This is a genomic window from Arcobacter sp. ISO1 (genome assembly GCF_058105185.1).
On sequence record NZ_CM176573.1, the window covers coordinates 2,318,575 to 2,342,570 of the forward strand.

The following is a 23,996-nucleotide window of genomic DNA, read 5'->3' on the forward strand; positions in this document are numbered from 1 at the left end:
ATTACAGTATCTCGTGCAAAGTATTGGCTTTTATCATCCATTCTTTTAAATTATCATAATCCTCTTTTTCAATCATTTGCCTAACATTTTTCATATTATCTTCAAATAAATCAATTGATTTCAAAAGATTATTTCTGTTTTGTCTAAAAATATCAGTCCACATATCTGGACTTGATTTTGCAATTCTACTCATATCCTTAAATCCACCAGCAGCTAATGCAATAATTGACCTTGGGTCTTCATGATTCATAACAGTATTTGCAAGAGAATATGAAATTGCATGGGGAAGATGAGACATATAACAAGCATGAATATCATGATCTTTTGAATTCATGTATATAATTCTCATTCCAATTTGTTGAAATATATTTATTGCCCTTTGTTTATGTAATTCATTATTTTCCTCTAAATCACATAAAACGACTGCTTTACCTTCATATAAATAATCTATTGCAGCTTCAGGACCAAATTTCTCTGTTCCTGTCATGGGATGAGCAGCAACAAAGTTTTTTCTTATTTCTTGAGGTATATTTTTCACAATAATCTCTTTTGTTGAACCCATATCTATAATTGTAGTATTCTTATCAATATCTTTTAAATCATCCATTAAATCAATTATTGAATCAACAGGGATTGCTAAAACAATAATATCACACTCTTTTTTTAATTCATCAAGGGGTAATAATCTATCTACTAAATCCAATTCTAAAATTTTTTCTTTTGTTTTTGGTGTTCTTGCGTATCCATATACCTTATCACTTATAGAATATTTTTTCAATGCTTTTGCTAATGAACCTCCCATTAAACCTAAACCTATTATACCAATATTCAAATTTCATACCTTATAAATAATTTTTTTTAAGATGTGATTATATCTTAACCATCCTATAAAGTTTATTTAGATACATTTATGCTTAAAATATATAGCATAATAAGGATAACTGTGAAAAGAAAAAGTATCTTATTTTCAATGGCTTTAGCTACATTGCTTCAAGCTGAGCAAATTACTTCAATCGAATATGTAAACTTAACAAAAATCTCTACTAGTATTGCAAATGACACTTTAGGAATTAGAATTGGTGAAGAACTTGACCCAAACAAGGTTAATAAGGCAATAAAAGAGTTTTATAAATACAACTACTTTGATGATATTACTGCATCAATTGATAATGGAAAACTTAAAATCCTTTTCAAAGAAAAACCTTCCATTGCTAATGTAGATATAACAGGATATAAACAAAGAGAAGATGATATTGAGGTACTAAAGAATCAAATTGGTATTAAAAAAGGTAGAATGTATTCTACAAAACTAATAAAAGACTCTAAAGAAGCCCTTTTAAAAGAATTAGAGAAAGAAGGATATATCAACTCAGTTGTTGAAGTTGATATAGAAAACTTGAGTGAAGATGCTGTTTCTGTTACTTTTAATGTAAATAAAGGTGATGAAATAGTTATTAAGAAAGTTAATTATTTCGGTTCTCAAAACCTTGAATCAAGTCAGTTTGAAAAAGTTACTGCAAATAAAGAACAAGAGATGCTTTCTTGGCTACCAATATTTAATGATGGTGAATTAAAAGCTGAAGAGTTAAAATATGATAGTAGAAGGATTCAAGAACTATATTTTGAAAATGGTTATCTTGATGCAAAAGTTCAAAATCCATTTTTAGAAGTTGATTTTGCTTCAAACCAAGCTGATTTAGACTTTTATATAGATGAAGGTATTCAATATAAAACTAATTCAATTACAATTTATCTAAATCAAGAGATTTTAGACCCAAAAGATATCTATCCGGAATTAAAACTTAAAAAAGACAAAGTTTTCAATGTAAAGATGTTAAGACGTGATGCAAATTATATTAAAAATATGGTTGCTGATTTAGGGTATGCATTTACACAAGTTAACTACGACATAAAAAAAGATGAAAAAAATGGTACAGCAGATATTATTTTTAATGTAGTACCAGGAGAAATTGTTTCAATTAGAGATGTAAAAATTTCTGGAAACAGTAGAACTTTAGATAGAGTTATTAGAAGAAATGTTTATTTAGCTCCTGGAGACTTATACAATCAAACTGATTATAATGACTCAATTAATAAATTAAAAAGAAGTGGATTCTTTGATGATGTATCAATTGAACAAAAAAGAGTTTCAGCAGATACAATGGATATTATAGTAAAAGTCAAAGAGGCTCCAACAGGTAATATCATTATTGGTGGTGGATATGGTTCATATGATGGAGCAATGGTTAGTGGTTCATTAAATGAGAAAAATCTTTTTGGTTCAGGTATTGGTTTTTCATTTTCTGGAGATATCTCTGAAAAAACACAAGACTTTTCAATGGCACTTACTAATCCAGCAATTAGAGATAGTAAATATAGTGGGAAGATTGATATTCATGCTCAAACTACAGAAATAGATAATGATGTTTATGATTTAGATAAACAAACTAATGGATTTAGCGTGACAGTTGGTAGAGAGATTATTAGAAATCTAAGAGCTGGATTAACATATAGATTTGACTCAATTACAGAAGATTATACTTATGAGTCTAAATATACAGACTCTACAAGTCCAGATTTTATTGCAAATAGATTTACAGATGAAGAATATACTACAAGTTCACTAACACCATATATTAGTTTTGATAATACAAATGATTACTATTTTCCAACTAGTGGATTTAAAGCTGGTTCATCTTTAGAGTATGCTGGACTTGGTGGTGATTCAAAATATATTAAATCTTCATCTTATTTAAAAACATTTTATTCTTTAGAGGATAGATTTGATTTAGATTGGATATTTAGGTACAAAATACAAGCAAAGCTTTTAATTGATAATGGACAAATAAATCAAGGGGATTCACTGTATTTAGGTGGAACTAAATCATTAAGGGGGTATAAGTCTTATTCATTCCCTTCTCACGAAGATGGATACAAAGAAGATCCATATAAAATGATGGCAGCAAACTCATTTGAAGTTAGTTTTCCTTTAATTGATGATATGAAAATGAGATGGGGATTATTTTATGATTATGGTATGATTGGAGAAGACAGTTTTGATGAAATTCAACGATCTTCAGTTGGTGGATTATTTGAATGGGTATCTCCTTTTGGACCACTTACTTTAATATTCGCCCAACCAATTGATAATGAAGATACTGATGATATATCAAACTTCGAATTTTCACTGGGGTCAACATTCTAATGGTTAAAAAAATAGATTATACAAACAAAAGATTAAGCAATGAAGAAGCATTAGATTTAATCAAAAATGCTTCTTTGGTTGAGTTGGGAAAATTAGCAACACAAAGAAAAGAACAATTACATCCAAAAAAAGTAACAACATTTGTAGTTGATAGAAATATTAATTACACAAATGTTTGCTGGGTAGATTGTAAATTTTGTGCTTTTTATAGACATAAAAAAGATGATGATTCATATGTTTTATCACATGATGAAATAGATAAGAAGATTGAAGAGCTACTAGAAATTGGTGGTACTCAAATTCTTATGCAAGGTGGAGTTCATCCAAATTTAAAAATTGATTACTATGAAGATTTAGTTGAACATATTCATACTAAATTTCCACAAATCACCCTTCACTCTTTTTCTGCAATTGAAATTGTATTTATTGCAAAAATTTCTAAAATTAGTATTTTAGAAGTATTAAAAAGATTACAAGCAAAAGGCTTAAGTTCAATTCCAGGAGCTGGTGCTGAGATTTTAAGTGATAGAGTAAGAGATATTATTGCACCTAAAAAAATCGATGCTGAACAATGGTTAGAAGTTCATAGACTTGCTCATTCTATTGGTATGAAAACAACTGCAACAATGATGTTTGGTACAGTTGAAACTGATGAAGAGATTATTGAACATTGGGAAATGATAAGAAAGCTTCAAGATGAAAGTGCTGGATTTAGAGCTTTTATTATGTGGTCTTTTCAAAGTGATAATACACAATTAAAAGAAGAGATTCCTGATTTGAAACCTCAATCATCAAATAGATATTTAAGATTGCTTGCAGTAGCAAGACTTTATTTAGATAATTTCCCTAATATGCAAAGTTCATGGGTTACACAAGGAAGTTATATAGGTCAAATGGCTTTAAAATTTGGAGCAAATGACTTAGGTTCAACTATGATGGAAGAAAACGTAGTTGCAGCAGCAGGTGCAAGTAATTGTATGAATCAAGATGAGATGATACAACTTATTAGAGATGTTGGAGAAAATCCAGCAAAAAGAAACACTGCATATGAGATATTAGAGAGGTTTTAACCTTTTATGAAAACACATTTTTCAAAAATTTTATTAACATTTTTATTTTTACAAGGATTTTTAATGGCTGCTACTATAAAGCATATAAATATAAAAGGAGTAAGTGTTCCAGTAGTATTTGAAGAGAATAAAAACCTTCCAATATTAAACTTACAATTAGTATTTAAAAACTCTGGATATATTCAAGATAATATAAGTGGCCTGGCTTCAACTTCAGCTAAACTTTTAAATGAAGGTACGAAAAAACTAGGTAGTACGAAATTTGCAGAGAAGTTAGAAAACTCGGCAATATCACTAAGTGCTTCAAATGGTTTTGAAACTTTTGTTATTGAATTATCTTCTATTAAAGATGTTCATGAAAAAGCTTTAAAGCTTTTAAAAAACCTCTTAGAAGATCCTAATTATGATGAAAAGGTTTTGGAGAAAATCAAAACAATTACAAGTGGTTCTTTAAAAAGAAAAGAAAATGATTACGATTACCAAGCTAGTAAAAACTTAAAGAAAATCATCTTTAAAGATACTCCTTTGGCTAATCCTTCATCAGGAACGATTGATTCAATATCAAATATAAAATTAAATGATATAGAAAACTTTTTAGATAAAGCCTTAGATTTAAACAATCTTATTGTTGTTGTTGGTGGAGATTTTACTTATGATGAGATTGAAGTTAAAATCAAAAAAGTTATTAAAACACTAAAGAATAAGAATAAAAATAAATTAACTAAAATAAAAGTAAATGAAGAACCAGAAACTAAAACTGTAAAAAAAGAGACCCAACAAGCATATATCTATTTTGGTAGTCCATTTAATGTTGATGTTAAAGATGAAAATTCATATATGGCAAAAGTTGCTTCTTTTATTTTAGGTGGAAGTGGTTTTGGTTCTAGACTTATGGAAGAAATTAGAGTAAAACGAGGACTTGCTTATTCAGCCTATGGTTACGTATCTCAAAATAAATCACACTCTTATTTTACAGGATACTTACAAACAAAAAATGAAAGTGCAAATGAAGCTGTTAAACTAGTAAAAGAGCTAGTTAAAGATTTTGTTAAAAATGGTGTTACTAAAGATGAACTAGAGTCTGCAAAAAAGTTTTTATTGGGTAGTGAGCCATTACGAACTGAAACTTTATCAAGTAGGTTAAATAGAGCCTTTACAAACTATTATAGAGGATTAGAACAAGATCATTCTCAAAAAGAACTTGAAGAAATAGAATCTTTAAAACTTGAAGATTTAAATCAATATATTAAATCTCACAAAGAGATTAACAAATTATCTTTTTCTATTATAAGGAAATAGTTTGGTAAGATTTAGAGTTAGCGCAACTAAACATTTAGATATTGAAACTTTGAGAATTGGGATATTTAATTATATTTTATCAAAAAAATTAGACAAACCTTTATTAATTAGCATTGATGATACAGATAAACAAAACAATATTGAAAATATAGAAAAAGAGATACTTGAACTTTTAAATCTATTTTCAATTGACCATGAAAGAGTAGTTTATCAAAGTGAAAATTTGAAATACCATCAAAAAATCATTATGCAGTTAATGGCTAAAAAAGAAGCATTTGCATGTTTTTGTTCTGATGAAAAACTAAATGAGCTAAAAGAGGAAGCAAAAAAAGAAAATAAACCTGATAGATATGATGGTTTTTGTTCAACTTTATCTGATGAGACTGTTTTAAATTGTAATGCACCTTTTACAGTTAGAATTAAAGAACCAAAAAATAAAGTAACTATCAATGATCTATTAAAAGGTGAACTTGTTTTTGAACCTTATGAAATTGATTCATATATTGCTTTAGCGCATGATAAAATGCCTAAAAAAGTTTATGCAAGTGCAATTGATGATATGTTATATAATATCTCAACTGTTGTTTTAAGAGATGAAGAGTCAATAAACTCTGCAAGAGAAACTTATACAAGAGCTTTATTGTCATATGATACCAAAATAGATTATTTACATTTACCAATGATATCAAACAATCAGTCTTTAAATAATCTTAAGTGGTTTATTGATGAAGGATATTTACCAAGTGCTATTGCAAACTATTTAATGATCATAAGTTTAAAAATTAATAATCAAATAGTTTCTTTAGAAGATATTATAAAATCTTTTGATGTAAAAAATATCATTAACGATAATATTGTTTTTGATATTGATGAATTAAAAGAGATAAACAAAAAACATATTGAGCTAATGGATAACTTAAGATTATCAAAAATCTTATCTTATGCTGATTCTGATATAGGAAGTCTTGCAAAGCTATTCTTAAATGAAGTTAGCACAATAAAAGACCTAAAAGATAAAGTAACTTTAATTTTTCAAAATAAAAAAGAGAATAATGCTCTAAAAAATGAAATTTTAGAGATAAAAAATTGCATGAAAAGTGCACCTTTTTTCAATGATTTTAATGAATTAAAAAAATATATTGAAAACAACACTAGTCTAAAAGAAAATGAGATTAAGAAAACAATCTCTTATTTAATTTTAGGGAGTGAAAATGGGCCAGATATAAATGATATTTACCCATTAATTAAAAACTATATTGGAGAAATTATAAAATGATGGATGCATTTTTAGGATCGGTTTTTACAGTAATACTATCTGTTATTACACTTTACAAATGGGTTATTATTATTTCAGCTTTAATATCTTGGGTAAGACCTGATCCATACAACCCTATTGTTCAAATGCTTTACAGGCTAACAGAACCTGCATATGCATTGGTTAGAAGATTTATTCCCACAGTATTTGGTGGAATGGATTTAGCTCCATTAATTGTAATTTTAGTATTGCTTTTTCTAGAAACATTCCTTGGTAGACTATTTATGGGAATCTAATGAGATACATTCTTTTTTTATGTTTCTTTTCAATACTTTCTTACGCAAACAATAATGACTTTTCAAAAGAGTTTGAAGAGATTAAATCGATTCAAAAAGGTATAAAAAGAGATTTTTATATAAATGAATTATTAAAAAAAGATATCACTTCAGAAATAGCTTATGAAAGTTTATCTTTACTTGATAATATGAATAATGAATTGTTTTTTAATTTTGCTAAAAAGTATAATCATGATGAAACTTTTGCAGTTGCACAATGTATGAACATGAGTACAAAAGATTTATTAAATACCTATGCAGATTGTATTGTTTTAGGCTTAGATACAAGAAAACTGTCAAAATTGTCTGCAATTGAGTTTGATCTAATCAAACAAAAAGTCAAGGACAAATACCCTAATTTTTTAAACAAATTAAAAGTTGTCTCTGCTGCTATCCCTTTTACAAAACTAATTATTCAGAAAAAAGACAATTTATATGATATATTCTTAAATGTTAATAAAGAATTTAGACAGAAATATTTTAATTATAAATTACCAAAAAGAAGTTTTGAAAAGATTTTTAATGATAAAGAAAAATTTAATCAATTTTTGAAAGTTTCTCTAACTGATTCTAAATTAAACAATTTAAATAATTCTCTTTTAGAAATTGATGATAAAGACTTGAATTTTACATCATCTTTTTTTCTTGGATTAAGTAATATAAAAATAAATAATTTCAACCAAGCATTTATTTATTTTAATAATGCACTTTTAAAAACAAATTCTCAATATGAGATAGATAAAATCAATTTTTGGCTATATAAAATTACAAAAGATGAAATTTATTTAAATAATCTTTTAAATAGTAATGAGTTAAACTTTTATTCATATAATGCAATTGAAATTGCTAAAAAAAGTGTTGATTTCGATACATTATTAACTAAAATTGAAAATATAGATTTGCAAAAAAAAGATTATGATACAAAAAGAATTGCCCTACTTTATTCACTGGCTAAAACTAAATCAAATTTTGATACAAACATGATTTCTAAAAACTTCGAAATTGGAATATTCCAATTAAAAGTTGATTTAATTAATTCAATTTCTAATCTTTTAGCTCTAGAAGGTGAAAATAAAAAAATAGACTATTTTAATCTTGATGAAAACTTGAAATTTGCAAATATTTATATTTCAAATATTGAAAATAGATACAAAAATCCTTTACTTATATCTATTGTTTTTGATGGGATAAAGATAGATTTTGAAAAAATTGAATCAAAGGATTTAGAACCTTTCATATCTTTAGAATTATTACTAAAAGATAATCTAGAAGAAAAGAAAAACTTTTTAATGTATTATGTTTTATACTATAATTCTTTAACAAAAAAGAGTAAAGATAAAATATCTTTAAACTCTATTTTTGAAAATTTAATGAAACCACTCCATAAACAGGATGAGTAATTTTTAAATTTAGTTTTGTAATATCTTTTTTATTATCAAAATGTATTAAATAATATTCTGCCCATTGGTTTTTTAGAGGAATGATTTCAATTATATCTGAATCGTTAGGAAGTTTAACCATTGTTTTTGGCTTATCATTATTTAAAGTAACTTCAAATCTATTTTTTATTAAATCATGGTTTTGTTGGTTTGTAATATGAATTCCAACAACAAAACTATCTAATTTATTAGTTTCATATTTTTTAGAAGCTTTATTTAAGTATGTAGCAAAAACCATCGCTTTTAATGAATCATTATAAGACAAATCTCTTTTTTTAGTATATTGTATTGCCATAGGACTTTGATTACTGTTCTTAAAACCTTTCAATGAATCATTTCTTTTTGAACATCCAATAAAAACAAATGAAATTATTAACGTAAAAATTAATATATTTTTTCTCATTAAAGTATATCTCCAAATATTTAATAATTGAAATTTTACACTAAAGTTACTTTAACCATGGTTTGGGTAAAATCAGCCTCATGGATAAGAATTATAAGAAACTAGCTGTTGCATTTAGCGGGCCTTCAAATAGTGGTAAAACTACATTAGTAGTTAATGTCTCAAATATACTAAATCAAAATGGTTATAAAGTATGTATTGTAAAGCATGATCCAAAAGATAAAGCTATATTTGATAAAGAAGGGAAAGATAGTGATAAGTTCACAAAAACAGGTGCAAATGTTGCAGTTGTAAGTCCCACAAGAACAACTTTATTTAAACAAACAACATCAACTATTGATGAGATGATTGAACTTTTTGGTGATTTTGATTATCTATTGGTTGAGGGTTTAAAAACTCTACCTCTTCCAAGAATTTCAGTCTTTAGAAATAAACTTGACGAGACTTATTTCCCAGTTACCGATGCTATTGCTCATGATTCAACAATAAGTGCTAATGATATTCCTAACAATATTGAGAAACTAGACTTAAACAATCCAGAAGAGGTTATCTCATGGATTGAAAAAAATGCAAAGAGGGTATAATGAACGATATAATTGAAGCAATAAAAAAAGCCAGTATTGAAATAAAAAAAGTTATTGATAAGGGAGATACTGGTAAAAGTGAAAATGAAAACTCTACTGGTGACACACAATTAAAACTTGATATTGCAAGTGATATTATTATAGAAAAATTTTTCAAAGAAATTCCTTCTATTAAAGAGATTGTTAGTGAAGAGCAAGAAGCAATTGTTCCTTTACATGAAGATGGTGAATATTTAATTGCTTATGATCCACTAGATGGTTCATCATTAGTTGATGTTAATCTTTCAGTTGGTTCAATTTATGGTATTTATAAAAATGACTTCACATCAAAAAATATTATTGCAGCTATATATGTTGTTTTTGGACCAAGAATAGAAATGGTAGTTGCAGCAGAAGATTCTGTAAAAATGTATAGATTAAATGGTGGTATTTTTCATTATGTTCAAGATATAAAACTTGATTTTAAAGGTAATTTAAATGCTACTGGTTCAACTCAAATGTTTTGGCCAACAGAACATAAAAAACTTTTAAAAGATATGTTTGATGAAGGATATTATTTAAGATATTCAGGTGGTATGGTTCCTGACTTACATCAAATACTATTAAAAGGTGGAGGATTATTCTCATATCCTGCAACCACTGATAGACCAAAAGGTAAATTAAGACAACTATTTGAAGTATTCCCTTTTGCGCTTGTTTATGAATTAGCTGGTGGAGCTGCAACAGATGGTTTTAAAAGAGTTTTAGAAGTTGAAACAACTCATATTCACGATACTACACCATGTTTTTTTGGTTCTAAATCAGAAGTAGAAAAAGTAAAAGAAGTTTACAAGCAATATGCAAGCTGAAAAGAACCACAAAGATGAATGGGATTTAAAGCTTGATTTAAAGTTTGAAGAAGTTAATCAATGTCAAAAATCTAATAATCTAAGCTCATGTACACCTTGTAGTAAGTTTTTTGAATGTGAGCTTAGAAAAAAATATGTTATTGCTGTTTATGAGTCTATGAATAAAGGCTCTGGCGGTGGATTTGAATTTTAATTAATAATTATAACAAAGAGGTAAATTAATGGAAAAATGCTGTAAAAATGTTTATATTACTACTCCAATATATTATGTAAATGATGTTGCACACATCGGACATGCTTATACTACTATAATTGCAGATATGCTTGCAAGATATTCAAGATTAACTGGATTAGATACTTATTTTCTTACAGGTACTGATGAACATGGTCAAAAAATTGAACAAAGTGCAAAACAAAGAGGGAGAACTCCTCAAGAGTATGCAGATGAGATTTCAGGAAAGTTTAGAACACTTTGGGATGATTTTGATATTTCATATGATAAGTTTATTAGAACTACTGATACAGAGCATAAAATTGGTGTTCAAAAAGCATTTGAAACAATGTACAATAAAGGTGACATTTATAAAGGTGAATATGAAGGCTTTTATTGTGTATCTTGTGAAACTTTTTTTACAGAAAAACAATTAGTTGATGAACAGTTTTGCCCTGATTGTGGTAAACCTACAAATATAGTAAAAGAAGAAAGCTTCTTTTTTAAATTGTCTAAATATGAAGATAAATTAATTAAGTGGTATGAAGAAAATGAAGATTGCATCTTACCAAGATCTAAAAAGAATGAAATTGTAAACTTTGTAAAAGGTGGATTAAAAGACCTTTCTATTTCAAGAACATCTTTTGATTGGGGTGTAAAATTACCAGAATCTATAAATGAACCAAAACATGTTATGTATGTTTGGCTTGATGCACTATTAAACTATATTACAGCCTTAGGATATGGTGATAAAGAAGAGAATATGAACTATTGGCCTGCAAAGGTTCAACTTGTTGGTAAAGATATTCTTAGATTCCATGCTATTTATTGGCCAGCATTTTTAATGTCTTTAGACTTACCTCTTCCAACTCACATTGCTGCCCATGGATGGTGGACAAGAGATGGTGAAAAAATGTCTAAATCAAAAGGTAATGTTGTAAACCCTAAAGAAGTAGCAGATGCATATGGTTTAGACGCATTTAGATATTTTATGTTAAGAGAAGTTCCTTTTGGTCAAGATGGAGATTTTTCTCAAAAAGCACTTATGGATAGAATTAACTCAGATTTAGGAAATGATTTAGGAAATTTATTAAATAGAATTTCTGGTATGAGTGGAAAATACTTTGATTTTAAAATAGATTCAGTAGATGTTGAAAAATTCCATAAAAAAGAGCTTGATGAAGTTAATGAAATTTTAGAAAATGTTGAAAGTTATATATTTAATATGCAACTAAATAGATATCTTGAAGATATTTGGAAAGTATTAACAATTGCGAATAAAGCTATTGGTGATTATGAGCCATGGGCTAAAATGAAAGAAGGTAAAACTGAAGAAGCTATGGCTTTAGTTGCATTAATTACAAATATTATGGCTAAAGTTGCCCTACTTTTAGATTCAGTAATGCCAGAAAAAATTTCAAAGATTTCTAAATCTTTAGGAATTGAAATCAATACAGAAACTTATAATAAACTTATAAAAGATAAAGGGCTTTTATCTGAAACTACAATTACAAAAGTTGAACAACTTTTTCCAAGAATTGAAGAAGTACTTTTAGAGCAAGCAAGTAATCCTGATGTTTCAAAATCTGAACCAGAAGAAAAATCAAAAGCTAAAAAAGAACAAAAAAAAGATGATACAAATGAAGAGAGTGATAACTTAATTACTATCGATCAGTTTTTTGAAACAAGTTTAAAAATTGGAACAATTGTAGAGGCAGAAGAAGTGCCAAAATCTAAAAAACTTTTAAAACTACAAGTTGATTTAGGTGAAGGGAAAAACAGACAAATCTTAGCTGGAATAAAAGAATTTTATGATGCAAAAGATTTAGTTGGAACTCAAGCATGTGTTGTTGCAAACCTAAAACCTGCAAAACTTATGGGTATGATAAGTGAAGGTATGTTAATGGCTGCACGTGATGAAAATGGTTTATCTCTAGTTAGACCTGAAACACCAAAAAAATCTGGGACTAAAATAAGCTAGTGCAAATTACCTCTATTTTAGATATAGTTGATGGAAGATTATTAAATCATCCATCAATCTCATTTATATATTCAATTAAAACCAATCCTAAAAAAGTAAAAGAAGGTGACTTATTCATTGTAAAAAATGATGAAGATATTCCACTAGCCATAGAAAATGGTGCCTTTGCAGTTATAGTTAATAAAGAAGTTTCTATTAGCGACAATGAAATTGCATGGATTTTTGTTGAGTCTATGAATAATGCAATTGTAAAACTTGTAAGATACTTATTATCAAATAAAAGATTAAACGCTTTTTATTGTAATAATGTTAGTTACGACTTATTTAAAATTCTTTTAAAATCTACAGTTCATACAAATATAAAAATAGTTCCTAAAGATTTGACAAAATTTTTCAAACTAATTGATGAAATAGAAGAAAATGATACAATAATATCTTTAGATAAAAATATACTTGATAACATCTATCCTGTTAATTTTAATTTCAATACAAAAGAATATGAAATTAAAAACTTAATTGAACATTCAATTTTTGAAACAAGTTTCTCTTTTCAAGAAAGATATTTTTCAAAAATTAAAATTTCAAGTTTATATGTTACAGAGTTTTTAGATGTTTATAGTTACTTAGGTTTTGATGCAGATTTAAATAAACTAAAAAAATTCCATAATTTAAAACCTATATTTGTTGACAAATTAATAAGCCCTATAGATTATGGAAGAAGTGATAAATTTTTAATTGCCCAAAATGATGATGAATTAGTTTTAAGAGAAGTTAAATATTTAGAAAAAAAATACAATTATGCAAAAATTATCTACTTAACAACTAACGAGATTGATGATAATAGAGATATTGACTATACTTTTATTAATTCATTATGTGATTTAAAAGAATTTTTAAAGAAAAATACTTTTAATGCAGTTTATTTTATTGGTGTTAGCTACGATGAACTTTATGAACAAGTTTCAAAAGAAGCTAACGAACCATCACTACTTTAATAAATCATACCAAAACTACTAACCACTTTACCCACAATAAAGACTTCATTTTTATCTAATATTTGTGTTGGATAATCTTTGTTGTCTGAAATTACATCTAATTTTCCGTCAACTCTTCTTTGGATTCTTTTTACAAAAAGTCCATGATTTGTAGTAAAGGCATAAATACCATCCCTAGAAACATCATTTCTTGTTTTATCAATAAATATAATGTTATCACTATTTAATGTTGGCTCCATTGAATCCCCTACTACATTAATTGCATCGATGTTTTTTAAATTTTCTTTTCCACCTAACATATTTATAAAATATGGAGGAACTTCTAAACTCTCATATGCATCATCACTTTCATAGGCACCACCACCTGCACTAACATTTACTTCAGGATAATATCTAATCCAATACTTATCTGTTGAATCAACTAATGAACCAGGATTTTGATTGTAAAGTAACCAGTTTATTGAAATTTTCTTTTGTGCACAAAAATCTAAAATATTTGAAAATGGTATTTTCCCACGATTTTTCATAGTTGCAAAATTAACCTGACTCAAATCAAGAGCACTTGCAACATCTTTATCAAATACTTTCCCACATTTTCCATCTTTACTTAAAATGTCTTTTAACTTTTCAATTATCTCAAAAACTTGTAACATATCTGCTCCTTTTTCATATTATATTACAAAATGCAATATTTTTCAAGTAATTTGAAAAAAAAGTATAGAATTTGACATATTATTTAATTAAGGATAGAAAATGTCACAAAAAATAGAAAAAGCAACAAGCAATGTTATAAAAATACTTCATACTTTTGATAATTTTTTACTTAAATGTGGTAACAAAATTTTATAATTTTTTTCATTGACTAAAATTCCAAAATTTCTCTAATTTAGGGGTGAAAATAAATTTTACTAAAGCATATTTAATATAAAATAGTAATACTAAATTACACGATGGTAACCACGGGGAGTAATATGGAAACTAACTTAATTGCTGAGGCATTGAAGTTTATGGTTTTAGGTATGGGGATTGTATTCTCATTCTTAATAGTCATGGTATATGCATTAAAATTTCAGGCAAAAATTATTGCTAAATATTTTCCTGAAAAAAAAGCGGCGCCAAAAAAACCACAAGCTGCAAATACTTCAAATAACACTGCAAAAATGGCTGCTATTGTAGCTGCTGTACAACATCACAAAAATCTAAAAGGTTAACTTAATATGGCTAAAAAATATATCGATGTCATGGATACTACTTTTAGAGATGGATTTCAATCTGTCTTTGGGGGTAGAGTTTTAATGGATGACTTCTTTCCGGCTGTAGAAGCTGCGAAAGATGCGGGAATTACACACTTTGAGTTTGGTGGAGGAGCAAGATTTCAATCTTTATTTTTCTACTTACAAGAAAATGCTTTTGAGATGATGGACAGATTTAGAGAGATTGTAGGTCCTGATGCTAATTTACAAACATTAGCTAGAGGTATTAATACAGTTATGCTTGATACTGGTTCTAGAGAATTAGTTGAAATGCACGCAAAAATGTTTGCTAAGCATGGTGTAACTACAATTCGAAATTTTGATGCATTAAATGATGTCCAAAACTTAGAATATTCTGCTGAATGTATTAAAAAATATGGCTTAAATCATGAAGTTGTTGTGACACTTATGGATTTACCTCCAGGCTGTGAAGGTGCACATGATGTACCTTTTTATGAAAAGACATTAAGAAATATCTTAGATAGCGGTGTTCCCTTTGATTCAATTTGTTTCAAAGATGCTTCAGGAACATCATCACCACAAAAAGTATTTGATACAATTAAGATGGCAAGAGGTTTAGTTGGAGAAGATACACATATAAGATTACATACACATGAAACAGCGGGAGTTTCTGTTGCTTGTTATCTTGCTGCATTAGATGCAGGTGCTGATGGAATTGATTTAGCTGCTAACCCTGTTTCAGGTGGAACATCACAACCTGACATTCTTACTATGATGCATGCCGTTAAGGGTATGAATTATGATTTAGGTGGATTAGAAATTGAAAAAATCTTAAAATATCAAGAGGTTTTAAATGATCAATTAAAAGATTATTTTATACCACCTGAAGCAACTCAGGTTTCACCTTTAATTCCTTTCTCACCGATGCCTGGTGGAGCATTAACTGCAAATACACAAATGATGAGAGATAACGGAACTTTAGATAAATTTCCGAAAGTTATTAAAGCTATGAGAGAAGTTGTTGAAAAAGGTGGATATGGTACTTCAGTAACACCTGTTTCTCAATTTTATTGGCAACAGGCATATGCAAATGTAATGTTTGGTCCTTGGAAGCAAATTGCACCAGGATACGGGAAAATGGTTCTTGGATATTTTGGGAAAACACCAGTACAACCTGATCCTGAAGTAGTTGCATTAGCAGCGGAAAAACTAAAACTTGAACCAACTTCTGAAAATCCATTAGATATTGCTGATAGAGATGAGAAAAAAACAATGTCTTATTGGGAAGGTAGATTAAAAGAAGAAGGTATCGAAACAAGCGAAGAAAATATATTTATTGCAGCAGCTTGTGATGAAAAAGGGATTGCATTCTTAAAAGGTGATGGTCCTTTAAGTGTTAGAAAAAATAAAAATTCAAACGATAAGAAAGTGGGAGATAATAACAGTATGAGTAACGCAACTGGAAACTATACAGTAGTAGTAGATGGACAAAAATTCAATGTAAGTATTGCAGAAGGTAATGCTGATATTCAAGTAACACCTGTTGCACAATCAGATGCATCTGTGGCTTCAAGTGCACCAGCTGGTGGAGCAGAAGTTCCTGCAACTGTAGCTGGAAATGTTTGGAAATTACATGTAAAAGTTGGAGACAAAGTTGAACAAGGACAAGAGATTGCTATCTTAGAAGCAATGAAAATGGAAATTCCAGTTGAAGCTCCTTGTGGTGGAACTGTTTCTGCTGTTCTTAAAAACCCAAGTGATGCTGTTGAAGAGGGTGAAGCAATAGCAACAATTAGCTAATAATGTTAGGAAGCGGAGTATTTTATATGAATAAAAAAATAATGGCAATAATGTTTTTATTTTTCATCTCTATTTTTAGTTCAACACTATTAGCTAGTGCACCTGCACATGATGTAGTTACTGAAAATGGAACAGAAGAAGTAAAACATGAATATAAGCCAAAATCAATTTCAGAGTTAGCAAAATCATTTTATGAGACGACAGGGATTAATGCAATTATAAATCCAAGTGATGATGTAATGACTTCTGAACCTAACCCTGCTGATGTAAGAGTTATGACTACATTTGAACAAACATGGGGTAGACTTATTATGTTTGCAATTGTGATTGTTCTATTTTATCTTGCAATAGCAAAAGGGTTTGAACCTTTATTACTTTTACCTATTGCCTTTGGTGGACTATTAGCAAATGTTCCACTTGCAGATATGGGTGGTGTTCATGGAATGTTAGGAATTATTTATAATATGGGGATTGCAAATGAATTTTTCCCTCTTCTAATATTTATGGGTGTTGGTGCAATGACGGACTTTACTCCATTACTTGCAAATCCAAAATCTGCAATCCTTGGTGGTGCTGCTCAATTTGGTATTTTTGGATCATTAGTTGGTGCCGTTGCACTAGGTTTTGACTTACAATCTGCATCTGCAATCTCAATTATTGGTGGGGCTGATGGCCCAACATCAATTTTTATTGCGAATAGATTAGCTCCTGAAATGCTTGGTGCTATTGCAGTTGCTGCATATTCATATATGGCACTTGTACCTGTAATTCAACCACCAATTATGAAAGCTTTAACAACTGAGGCAGAAAGAAAAATTAAAATGCCGAAATTAAGAAAAGTAAATAAATTAGAGAATTTATTTTTACCAATTTTAATTTTATTCTTAGCAATTTTATTTTTACCTGAGTCAACACCTCTAATTGGAGCATTTGCATTTGGAAATTTCTTAAAACAATCAGGAGTTGTTGAGAGATTAAGTGATACAATGCAAAATTCATTAATAAATATTGTAACAATATTCTTAGGTTTAGGAGTTGGTTCTAAATTAGCTGCTGATAAATTTTTAGTATTAGAGACATTAGGGATTATGGTTATTGGTTTAATTGCATTTTCTGCGGGTACAGCAGCAGGTGTTATTATGGCAAAAATTATGAATAAATTTAGTTCTGAAGATACAAAAGTAAATCCATTAATTGGTGCAGCTGGTGTTTCTGCGGTACCAATGGCAGCAAGAGTTGTAAGTAAGGTTGGACAAGAGTATGATAAGTCAAATGTATTATTGATGCATGCTATGGGGCCAAATGTTGCCGGTGTAATTGGTTCTGCTGTTGCAGCTGGTGTACTTTTATCAATATTTAAATAAAAAAAGAATAGGGAAAAAAATGTCTGAAATCAAAAATACACTTGGGCTAGAGAACGTTGAAACAGTGTATAGAAATCTTGATGTTGATACATTAATTCAACATGCTGTAGAAAATGAAGGGGCTAAAATCTCTTCAACTGGTGCTTTAATGATTGATACTGGAATCTTTACAGGAAGAAGTCCTAGAGATAAGTTTTTTGTAAATCAAGATCCTTCAAATAAATATATAGCTTGGGGTGATATTAACTTTAAAGTAACAAAAGCAGTATATGAAGATTTAGAAGTAGTTTCTAAAAAACAATTAAGCAACAAAGACCTTTATGTAACTGATGTTTATTGTGGTTCTTCTTTAGATAGTAGAAAATCTGTAAGATTTATTACTGAGGTTGCTTGGCAGGCTCATTTTGTTCAAAATATGTTTATTGTGCCTCCAAAAGAGGATTTAGAAAACTTTGAACCTGAATTTACAGTTTATAACTCATGCAAAACTGTTGATATGGCTTATGCAAGTCATTGTTTAAATTCAGAAGTTTTTGTAGTATTCAATGTTGAAGAAAACACTGCACTTATTGGTGGTACTTGGTATGCTGGTGAGATGAAAAAAGGTGTATTCTCAATGATGAATTATTGGCTACCTTTAGAGGGTAAACTTCCTATGCATTGTTCAGCTAATGTTGGTAAAGATGGTGATACTGCCTTATTCTTTGGACTTTCGGGAACTGGTAAAACAACTTTATCTACAGATCCAAATAGAGCATTAATTGGTGATGATGAGCATGGTTGGGATGATAATGGTGTATTTAACTTCGAAGGTGGTTGTTATGCAAAAGTTATCAATCTTGACGCGAAATCAGAGCCTGAAATTTTTGGAGCAATCAAAAAAGGTGCAATTTTAGAAAATGTTGTAGCTGATGAAGATGGTGTTGTAGATTATACAGATGGAAGTAAGACTGAAAATACAAGAGTTTCATATCCAATTAATCATATTGATAATCATAAGAAAGATATGAGAGGTGATCATCCAAAAAATATCATTTTCTTATGTGCTGATGCATTTGGTGTTTTACCACCAGTTGCTAAACTTGATAAAAGACAAGCAATGTATTACTTTTTAAGTGGATATACTGCAAAAGTTGCTGGTACAGAAAGAGGTATTACTGAGCCTGTTGCAACATTCTCGTCTTGCTTTGGTGAAGCGTTCTTACCACTAAACCCTACAGTTTATGCAGAATTATTAGGTGATAAAATTGATGAGTATGGAGTAAATGTATATTTAGTTAATACAGGATGGACTGGTGGTCCTTATGGTATTGGTTCTAGAATGAGCATTAAAAATACTAGAGCTTGTATTGATGGAATATTAGATGGTTCAATTGAAAATTCAGACTTTGAAACATTACCTATTTTTAATCTTAAAATCCCAAAAACACTTGATGGTGTTGAAACAAGAGTATTAAACCCTAGAAATACTTGGGAAGATAAAGAATCTTATGATGAAACTGCATTAAAACTTGCAGGAATGTATATTGAAAACTATTCTAAAAAGTATTTAACTCTAGAAAATGATTATGATTTCACTTCTGCTGGACCTAATCTTAACGTTTAAATAAAAACATTATAAAAAAAGGGGTAGGATTTGATTCCTACCCCTTTTTTTATTACATATAAAAATTTATTAACACTCTATTTGTATCTCTTCTTTGATTTCTAAACCAAATCCATTTAATCCAACAAAAGAATGTTTCCCTCCACTTGTCATTAGTTTAATTTTCTTCACATTTAAACTATTTAAAATCTGTGCACCAATTCCATAATCTTTTTGTGACTCTTTGTTTGCAATATCGTCATTTAAAAATATCAATAAACCACCTTTAGCTTGTAAAAAGTTTATTGTTTTTAACATTGAATGAAGTTTTTCATCATTTAAAAAAAGTTTTATATCTGGAATTACTGTATGAAACTTTACATGTGTAATATCAGTTAATTCACCAAATTGAATTACTGTATGTATTTGTCCTAAATGATCTTTAAAGTCTTTTTTATTTACTTCTGTATTAAAAAACTGAATCTCTTCACTTGAAATATTTTCAACTAAAGTTTCATGAGATAGTCGATACTCAACTAAATCAGATATATATATTTGTTTTAAATTATGTTTTTGAGCAAAGATATCTAAGTCATCTCGTCTAGCCATAGTTCCATCTTCTTTCATGATTTCACAAATAACTGCTTCACCACTTAATCCTGCTAGTTTACATAAATCAACACTTCCTTCTGTATGACCTGTTCTTACTAAAACTCCACCATCTTTTGCAATTAAAGGAAAGATATGTCCTGGTCTTACTAGTTCTGTTGCTTTTGAGATAGGATTTGCTAGAATCTTGATAGTATCATCCCTCTCCCCTGCACTAATTCCTGTTGCAGCATCAGCTGCATCAACTGAAACTGTAAAAGCTGTTTCATAAGATGAAGTATTAGAATTTACCATTGGGTTAAGTTCTAATCTAATAGCAGTATCTTTAGTTACAGATACGCAAATAAGACCCTTTGCATAAGTAGCCATAAAATTAACCTTTTCATGGCTACTTAAAGGTGCAGCATAAACTAAGTCACCCTCATTTTCTCTATCTTCATCATCTAACATGATAACCATGTTACCTTTTTGAATCTCTTCAATTGCTTCTTTTACTCTTTGTATTGCATCCATTTTACTTCTTTTTTTTGTTTTTTTAAATTATATCAAAAATTTTAAAATTTCCACTAAAAACCCTTGACAAATATATACAATTTTACTATAATTTCGTCACTTAAAAAGTTGGGGTATAGCCAAGTGGTAAGGCAACGGTTTTTGGTATCGTCATTCACAGGTTCGAGTCCTGTTACCCCATCCACTTTTAAGTGTTTTTAGGTCGCGGAATAGAGCAGCTAGGTAGCTCGTCGGGCTCATAACCCGAAGGTCAGTGGTTCAAATCCACTTTCCGCAACCAATTCAAAAAAGAAGTCTTAGGTCAAGGTAGCTCAGCTGGCTAGAGCGCTGGTCTCATAAGCCGGAGGTCGAGAGTTCAAGTCTCTCTCTTGACACCATGTAAAAGCTTGTAATCGTCAAGTTTGGACAGACTTTTCTTTTTTGTTCTTCTAAATTCAGTTTCAACCTATCGAAATCATTTTTTTATATTATATGCTGAAAAAAATTATTGAATAGATAGTTAATTTAATTTCCTTATTAAATAAATTAGATGGGTTGTAACAATTCTATATGGTGCTGGTGTAGCTCAGTTGGCTAGAGCAGCTGATTTGTAATCAGCAGGTCGGGGGTTCGACTCCCTTCACCAGCTCCACTTTTAATTTTAGTTATTCACCCTCTTTGTCAGCTGTAGCTTCATGTATAACTTCTTTTGTAGAATCATAAGCTTCATTAGCACCCTCTTTTGTTGCACTCCATGCTTTTTTTGATGTTTTCTTTGTAGCATCCCAAGCTGTAGAAGAATCTTTTTTTACACCCTTCCATGTTGCACATCCAGTAAGAACAAATATTGTAATTAAAATTGTTGTAATTGATTTAATCATTATAATACCTTTAATTTTTTTTTAAATTTTACAAAATTAAAGTTTAAAGAATTGTTGATTTAGATTAAAAAAGTGTATTTTAGAGCCAAAAAGGCTCTAAATTTAATTTATATAGTTATTTCTTTGATATCTGCTATTTTTTTGAATGCTTGATATACTTTTCCAATAGTATTTTTTCTATTTATTTTTATCTCTTCATTTTCATGATTAACATATACATTATCGAAGAAATTATCAAGTTGTGGTTTTAGAGCAAATAAAGCATCTAATTCCTCTTCATAACTTGAGTACTCATTTGAGATAACTTCATTAAATTTTGATACAAGTTCTTTTTCTGCATCATCCTCAAGTAAAGATTCATTAATAGTTAATTCTTTTGATACATTTAAGTCTTTAATGATGTTTGCCACCCTTTTAAATGTTGCTGTATATTCTTTAAAGTTATCACTTAGAACAATAGGATTTAAAGCACAAAGTTTTTGAGATATTTCATAAATATCTGTTTCTCCACTTCCAAGAACTGCTTTAATAACAGAAGGATTGACATCAAAGATTTTAAATAATCTTTCATTGAAAAATTCAACTAATTGAGCTTTGTCTAAGCCTTTATAGTTAGAACTTAATTTATCAATTATTTGACCTAAATCAATTGGAAGATTGTGCTCAATTGCAGTTTTTACAATACCAGCAGCAGCTCTTCTTAAACCAAATGGATCTTTCGAACCACTAGGTATTTTTCCAACTGAAAATAATCCTAAAAGGTTATCTAGTTTATAAGATAAAGCTACAATTGATGAAAACTTTGTAGATGGTAATTCTGAATCTTCACCATCTGGTAAATATTGCTCTTTTATTGCCGTATAAACTTTTTCATCTTCACCTGCAATTCTTGCATAGTAGTATCCCATAAGTCCTTGAAGTTCAGTAAACTCATAAACCATTTCAGACATTAGGTCTGCTTTTGCAAGATATACAGCTTTTTCTAATAGTTCTTTTTCTTTTATATTAAAAGTATCAGCTAAAAAAGAAGCTATTTTAGCTTCCCTTTGAACCTTTTCATACATTGAACCTAGACCTTCAACAAAAACAAGTTTTTTTAGTCCTTCATTTGATAAACCATTTTTTATATCATTTTTCCAAAAAAACATCCCATCTGCAAGTCTTGGTCTTAAAACCTTTTCATTCCCAGCAATAATTTGTGAAAAATCTTCAGTTTTTGAATTAGACACAACAATAAAATTGTTTGTTAATTTACCATCTTTATAAACTGCAAAATATCTTTGGTGCTCTTTCATTGAAGTTACAATAACCTCTTCAGGTAACTCTAAAAATTCTTCATCAAATTTTCCCAATAACGCAGTTGGATATTCTGTAATTGCAACAACTTCTTCAAGTAATTCTGTATCTATTTCGATTTTAATATCATTTTCTACTTCAATTTTTTTCATTTGTTCAAGTATAGTTTTTCTTCTATCATCTGGGTATAAAACTACACCATTTTTATCCAACTTACAGAAATAATCACCTGCAAAGTCAAAAGTAAATGGTTCATATGAAACCATTCTATGGGCAAAAGAATAATTTGAAGATTTAACACCATAAAGTTCAGCATCAACAATCTCTTCACCTAACATAATAGATAAAGATCTTATAGGTCTAATAAAACTATCTGTTCTACTTGCCCATCTCATTGATTTACCAAAATTTAAAGAAGAGATAAATTCATTAATCATATCATTTAATAAATCTTTAGAATCTGTACCTGCTACTTCTTTTTTGAAATATAATACTTCCCCTCTTCCTTGGTCAATTCTATCTAGCTTTGAAACATCTACACCACATTTATTTGCAAAACCAATTGCTGCTTTTGTTGGTTCACCATTTTTAAAAGCAATTTTAACAGGTGCTCCAAACATTTCTTCAACTGAGTCTTCTTGTTTTAATTGAAATTCTCTATGCCATAACACTAATCTTCTTGGTGTATAAAAGAAATCAAAATCACATAATAATCTATTGTTTTCTAGTATATTTGCCCATTTCTTTTCAATATTTGGTAGTTCTTTTAAGAATGGGATTGCTGGTAATTCTTCAACACCAATCTCTATTAATAATGGTTTATTCATTTACAGGTTCCTTCTTCTTGCTATCAGTTTTCTCATTTTTATTTATTTTTTTTGTATGCTTATCTATTTGTTGTTTATTAAATCCTTTTATAAACATAAAAATCATAAAGGCAAATAATATAAGTATAATTACGTCTAAAATCTCTTTCAAGTTAATCCTAATGGTATTTATTAAAGGCAAATATGATAACTAATAATTACTTATTTTTCGGTAAGAAAGATTTAAAAATAAAGAATATAGTTTTAAAAAAACTAATAAAAAATTAACACTATGAATATATAATTTAATTGATTCAAACAAAT

The 23,996-nt window shown here is 28.8% G+C and carries 22 protein-coding genes and 4 tRNA genes; 19 read left to right on the forward strand and 7 right to left on the reverse strand.

The features are described from left to right. Position 1: 1 nt before the first annotated feature. On the reverse strand, positions 2-832 hold the full coding sequence (locus AC2TY9_RS11550) for a prephenate dehydrogenase (protein ID WP_489777646.1): 831 nt from the start codon (positions 830-832) through the stop codon (positions 2-4). A gap of 111 nt (positions 833-943) precedes the next feature. Here AC2TY9_RS11550 and bamA point away from each other — a divergent pair, with 111 nt between their 5' ends. The 6 genes from bamA to AC2TY9_RS11580 all read left to right on the forward strand — a co-directional run bounded on the left by bamA (position 944) and on the right by AC2TY9_RS11580 (position 8,564). Next, positions 944-3,205, forward strand: a complete 2,262-nt coding sequence (gene bamA / locus AC2TY9_RS11555; RefSeq protein ID WP_489777647.1) for an outer membrane protein assembly factor BamA — start codon at positions 944-946, stop codon at positions 3,203-3,205. After that, a complete protein-coding gene (locus AC2TY9_RS11560) occupies positions 3,205-4,275 on the forward strand; it encodes a dehypoxanthine futalosine cyclase (protein ID WP_489777648.1) in 1,071 nt (356 codons plus the stop codon). Before bamA ends, AC2TY9_RS11560 begins: the two co-directional genes overlap by 1 nt. Positions 4,276-4,338: 63 nt before the next feature. Continuing rightward, positions 4,339-5,574, forward strand: coding sequence for a M16 family metallopeptidase (locus tag AC2TY9_RS11565; RefSeq protein WP_489777649.1), 1,236 nt, complete (start codon positions 4,339-4,341; stop codon positions 5,572-5,574). Position 5,575: 1 nt separating this feature from the next. Then, the gene (locus AC2TY9_RS11570) at positions 5,576-6,850 is read left to right on the forward strand and encodes a glutamate--tRNA ligase family protein (RefSeq protein ID WP_489777650.1); all 1,275 of its coding nucleotides are present in this window, start codon (positions 5,576-5,578) and stop codon (positions 6,848-6,850) included. Beyond that, positions 6,847-7,125, forward strand: a complete 279-nt coding sequence (locus tag AC2TY9_RS11575; RefSeq protein ID WP_489777651.1) for a YggT family protein — start codon at positions 6,847-6,849, stop codon at positions 7,123-7,125. Before AC2TY9_RS11570 ends, AC2TY9_RS11575 begins: the two co-directional genes overlap by 4 nt. Continuing rightward, the gene (locus AC2TY9_RS11580; protein WP_489777652.1) at positions 7,125-8,564 is read left to right on the forward strand and encodes a transglycosylase SLT domain-containing protein; all 1,440 of its coding nucleotides are present in this window, start codon (positions 7,125-7,127) and stop codon (positions 8,562-8,564) included. The genes AC2TY9_RS11575 and AC2TY9_RS11580 overlap by 1 nt, the downstream gene beginning before the upstream one ends. Here the strand turns inward: AC2TY9_RS11580 and AC2TY9_RS11585 are convergent. Beyond that, positions 8,518-9,006, reverse strand: coding sequence for a hypothetical protein (locus AC2TY9_RS11585; protein WP_489777653.1), 489 nt, complete (start codon positions 9,004-9,006; stop codon positions 8,518-8,520). The genes AC2TY9_RS11580 and AC2TY9_RS11585 overlap by 47 nt on opposite strands. An 80-nt stretch (positions 9,007-9,086) precedes the next feature. Here AC2TY9_RS11585 and mobB point away from each other — a divergent pair, with 80 nt between their 5' ends. The 5 genes from mobB to AC2TY9_RS11610 are packed head-to-tail and all read left to right on the forward strand — an operon-like array spanning position 9,087 to position 13,625. Continuing rightward, positions 9,087-9,590 carry a molybdopterin-guanine dinucleotide biosynthesis protein B gene (mobB, locus tag AC2TY9_RS11590; protein ID WP_489777654.1) on the forward strand — a complete coding sequence of 168 codons (504 nt, stop codon included), beginning with the start codon at positions 9,087-9,089 and terminating at the stop codon, positions 9,588-9,590. Beyond that, on the forward strand, positions 9,590-10,438 hold the full coding sequence (locus AC2TY9_RS11595) for a class 1 fructose-bisphosphatase (protein WP_489777655.1): 849 nt from the start codon (positions 9,590-9,592) through the stop codon (positions 10,436-10,438). The genes mobB and AC2TY9_RS11595 overlap by 1 nt, the downstream gene beginning before the upstream one ends. Next, complete coding sequence (locus AC2TY9_RS11600; protein WP_489777656.1) at positions 10,428-10,631, forward strand: hypothetical protein; 204 nt, start codon at positions 10,428-10,430, stop codon at positions 10,629-10,631. Before AC2TY9_RS11595 ends, AC2TY9_RS11600 begins: the two co-directional genes overlap by 11 nt. 28 nt (positions 10,632-10,659) lie before the next feature. After that, the gene (gene metG, locus AC2TY9_RS11605; RefSeq protein WP_489777657.1) at positions 10,660-12,630 is read left to right on the forward strand and encodes a methionine--tRNA ligase; all 1,971 of its coding nucleotides are present in this window, start codon (positions 10,660-10,662) and stop codon (positions 12,628-12,630) included. Continuing rightward, positions 12,630-13,625 carry a peptidoglycan synthetase gene (locus AC2TY9_RS11610; protein WP_489777658.1) on the forward strand — a complete coding sequence of 332 codons (996 nt, stop codon included), beginning with the start codon at positions 12,630-12,632 and terminating at the stop codon, positions 13,623-13,625. Before metG ends, AC2TY9_RS11610 begins: the two co-directional genes overlap by 1 nt. Here the strand turns inward: AC2TY9_RS11610 and AC2TY9_RS11615 are convergent. After that, the gene (locus AC2TY9_RS11615) at positions 13,622-14,278 is read right to left on the reverse strand and encodes a S24 family peptidase (RefSeq protein ID WP_489777659.1); all 657 of its coding nucleotides are present in this window, start codon (positions 14,276-14,278) and stop codon (positions 13,622-13,624) included. The two genes, AC2TY9_RS11610 and AC2TY9_RS11615, sit on opposite strands and share 4 nt — an antisense overlap. 318 nt (positions 14,279-14,596) lie before the next feature. Here AC2TY9_RS11615 and AC2TY9_RS11620 point away from each other — a divergent pair, with 318 nt between their 5' ends. Genes AC2TY9_RS11620 through pckA form a run of 4 tightly spaced genes read left to right on the forward strand, consistent with a single transcriptional unit; the run spans position 14,597 to position 19,609 of the window. Next, positions 14,597-14,836, forward strand: a complete 240-nt coding sequence (locus tag AC2TY9_RS11620; protein WP_489777660.1) for an OadG family protein — start codon at positions 14,597-14,599, stop codon at positions 14,834-14,836. Between the two features lie 6 nt (positions 14,837-14,842). Then, on the forward strand, positions 14,843-16,639 hold the full coding sequence (locus tag AC2TY9_RS11625) for a biotin/lipoyl-containing protein (protein ID WP_489777661.1): 1,797 nt from the start codon (positions 14,843-14,845) through the stop codon (positions 16,637-16,639). Positions 16,640-16,665: 26 nt separating this feature from the next. Further along, a complete protein-coding gene (locus AC2TY9_RS11630) occupies positions 16,666-18,003 on the forward strand; it encodes a sodium ion-translocating decarboxylase subunit beta (protein WP_489777662.1) in 1,338 nt (445 codons plus the stop codon). Between the two features lie 19 nt (positions 18,004-18,022). Then, positions 18,023-19,609 (forward strand): phosphoenolpyruvate carboxykinase (ATP), encoded by a 1,587-nt coding sequence (gene pckA, locus AC2TY9_RS11635; RefSeq protein WP_489777663.1) that lies wholly within the window; start codon positions 18,023-18,025, stop codon positions 19,607-19,609. A gap of 69 nt (positions 19,610-19,678) precedes the next feature. Here pckA and AC2TY9_RS11640 read toward each other — a convergent pair whose 3' ends face one another. After that, complete coding sequence (locus AC2TY9_RS11640) at positions 19,679-20,710, reverse strand: bifunctional 3,4-dihydroxy-2-butanone 4-phosphate synthase/GTP cyclohydrolase II (protein WP_489777664.1); 1,032 nt, start codon at positions 20,708-20,710, stop codon at positions 19,679-19,681. A gap of 109 nt (positions 20,711-20,819) precedes the next feature. Here AC2TY9_RS11640 and AC2TY9_RS11645 point away from each other — a divergent pair. The 4 genes from AC2TY9_RS11645 to AC2TY9_RS11660 all read left to right on the forward strand — a co-directional run bounded on the left by AC2TY9_RS11645 (position 20,820) and on the right by AC2TY9_RS11660 (position 21,341). Beyond that, positions 20,820-20,894 (forward strand) — tRNA-Gln (locus tag AC2TY9_RS11645). Between the two features lie 19 nt (positions 20,895-20,913). Further along, a tRNA-Met gene (locus tag AC2TY9_RS11650) sits at positions 20,914-20,990 on the forward strand. Positions 20,991-21,010: 20 nt separating this feature from the next. Further along, positions 21,011-21,087: transfer RNA gene (locus tag AC2TY9_RS11655), tRNA-Met, on the forward strand. 177 nt (positions 21,088-21,264) lie between these two features. Next, positions 21,265-21,341 (forward strand) — tRNA-Thr (locus AC2TY9_RS11660). A 13-nt stretch (positions 21,342-21,354) separates the two neighbouring features. Here the strand turns inward: AC2TY9_RS11660 and AC2TY9_RS11665 are convergent. The 3 genes from AC2TY9_RS11665 to AC2TY9_RS11675 all read right to left on the reverse strand — a co-directional run bounded on the left by AC2TY9_RS11665 (position 21,355) and on the right by AC2TY9_RS11675 (position 23,844). After that, complete coding sequence (locus AC2TY9_RS11665) at positions 21,355-21,570, reverse strand: hypothetical protein (protein ID WP_489777665.1); 216 nt, start codon at positions 21,568-21,570, stop codon at positions 21,355-21,357. A 107-nt stretch (positions 21,571-21,677) separates the two neighbouring features. Then, positions 21,678-23,693 (reverse strand): glycine--tRNA ligase subunit beta, encoded by a 2,016-nt coding sequence (gene glyS, locus AC2TY9_RS11670; protein ID WP_489777666.1) that lies wholly within the window; start codon positions 23,691-23,693, stop codon positions 21,678-21,680. After that, a complete protein-coding gene (locus tag AC2TY9_RS11675; protein WP_489777667.1) occupies positions 23,686-23,844 on the reverse strand; it encodes a hypothetical protein in 159 nt (52 codons plus the stop codon). Before AC2TY9_RS11675 ends, glyS begins: the two co-directional genes overlap by 8 nt. Positions 23,845-23,996: the final 152 nt, after the last annotated feature.

Excerpts from the sequence above, each read along its gene's own strand:
- AC2TY9_RS11560 (WP_489777648.1), top strand. The coding sequence starts at position 3,205 with ATGGTTAAAAAAATAGATTATACAAACAAAAGATTAAGCAATGAAGAA.
- AC2TY9_RS11565 (WP_489777649.1), top strand. The coding sequence starts at position 4,339 with ATGGCTGCTACTATAAAGCATATAAATATAAAAGGAGTAAGTGTTCCA.
- AC2TY9_RS11575 (WP_489777651.1), top strand. The coding sequence starts at position 6,847 with ATGATGGATGCATTTTTAGGATCGGTTTTTACAGTAATACTATCTGTT.
- AC2TY9_RS11580 (WP_489777652.1), top strand. The coding sequence starts at position 7,125 with ATGAGATACATTCTTTTTTTATGTTTCTTTTCAATACTTTCTTACGCA.
- AC2TY9_RS11585 (WP_489777653.1), bottom strand. The coding sequence starts at position 9,006 with ATGAGAAAAAATATATTAATTTTTACGTTAATAATTTCATTTGTTTTT.
- mobB (WP_489777654.1), top strand. The coding sequence starts at position 9,087 with ATGGATAAGAATTATAAGAAACTAGCTGTTGCATTTAGCGGGCCTTCA.
- AC2TY9_RS11595 (WP_489777655.1), top strand. The coding sequence starts at position 9,590 with ATGAACGATATAATTGAAGCAATAAAAAAAGCCAGTATTGAAATAAAA.
- AC2TY9_RS11600 (WP_489777656.1), top strand. The coding sequence starts at position 10,428 with ATGCAAGCTGAAAAGAACCACAAAGATGAATGGGATTTAAAGCTTGAT.
- metG (WP_489777657.1), top strand. The coding sequence starts at position 10,660 with ATGGAAAAATGCTGTAAAAATGTTTATATTACTACTCCAATATATTAT.
- AC2TY9_RS11615 (WP_489777659.1), bottom strand. The coding sequence starts at position 14,278 with ATGTTACAAGTTTTTGAGATAATTGAAAAGTTAAAAGACATTTTAAGT.
- AC2TY9_RS11620 (WP_489777660.1), top strand. The coding sequence starts at position 14,597 with ATGGAAACTAACTTAATTGCTGAGGCATTGAAGTTTATGGTTTTAGGT.
- AC2TY9_RS11625 (WP_489777661.1), top strand. The coding sequence starts at position 14,843 with ATGGCTAAAAAATATATCGATGTCATGGATACTACTTTTAGAGATGGA.
- AC2TY9_RS11630 (WP_489777662.1), top strand. The coding sequence starts at position 16,666 with ATGAATAAAAAAATAATGGCAATAATGTTTTTATTTTTCATCTCTATT.
- pckA (WP_489777663.1), top strand. The coding sequence starts at position 18,023 with ATGTCTGAAATCAAAAATACACTTGGGCTAGAGAACGTTGAAACAGTG.
- AC2TY9_RS11640 (WP_489777664.1), bottom strand. The coding sequence starts at position 20,710 with ATGGATGCAATACAAAGAGTAAAAGAAGCAATTGAAGAGATTCAAAAA.
- AC2TY9_RS11665 (WP_489777665.1), bottom strand. The coding sequence starts at position 21,570 with ATGATTAAATCAATTACAACAATTTTAATTACAATATTTGTTCTTACT.
- glyS (WP_489777666.1), bottom strand. The coding sequence starts at position 23,693 with ATGAATAAACCATTATTAATAGAGATTGGTGTTGAAGAATTACCAGCA.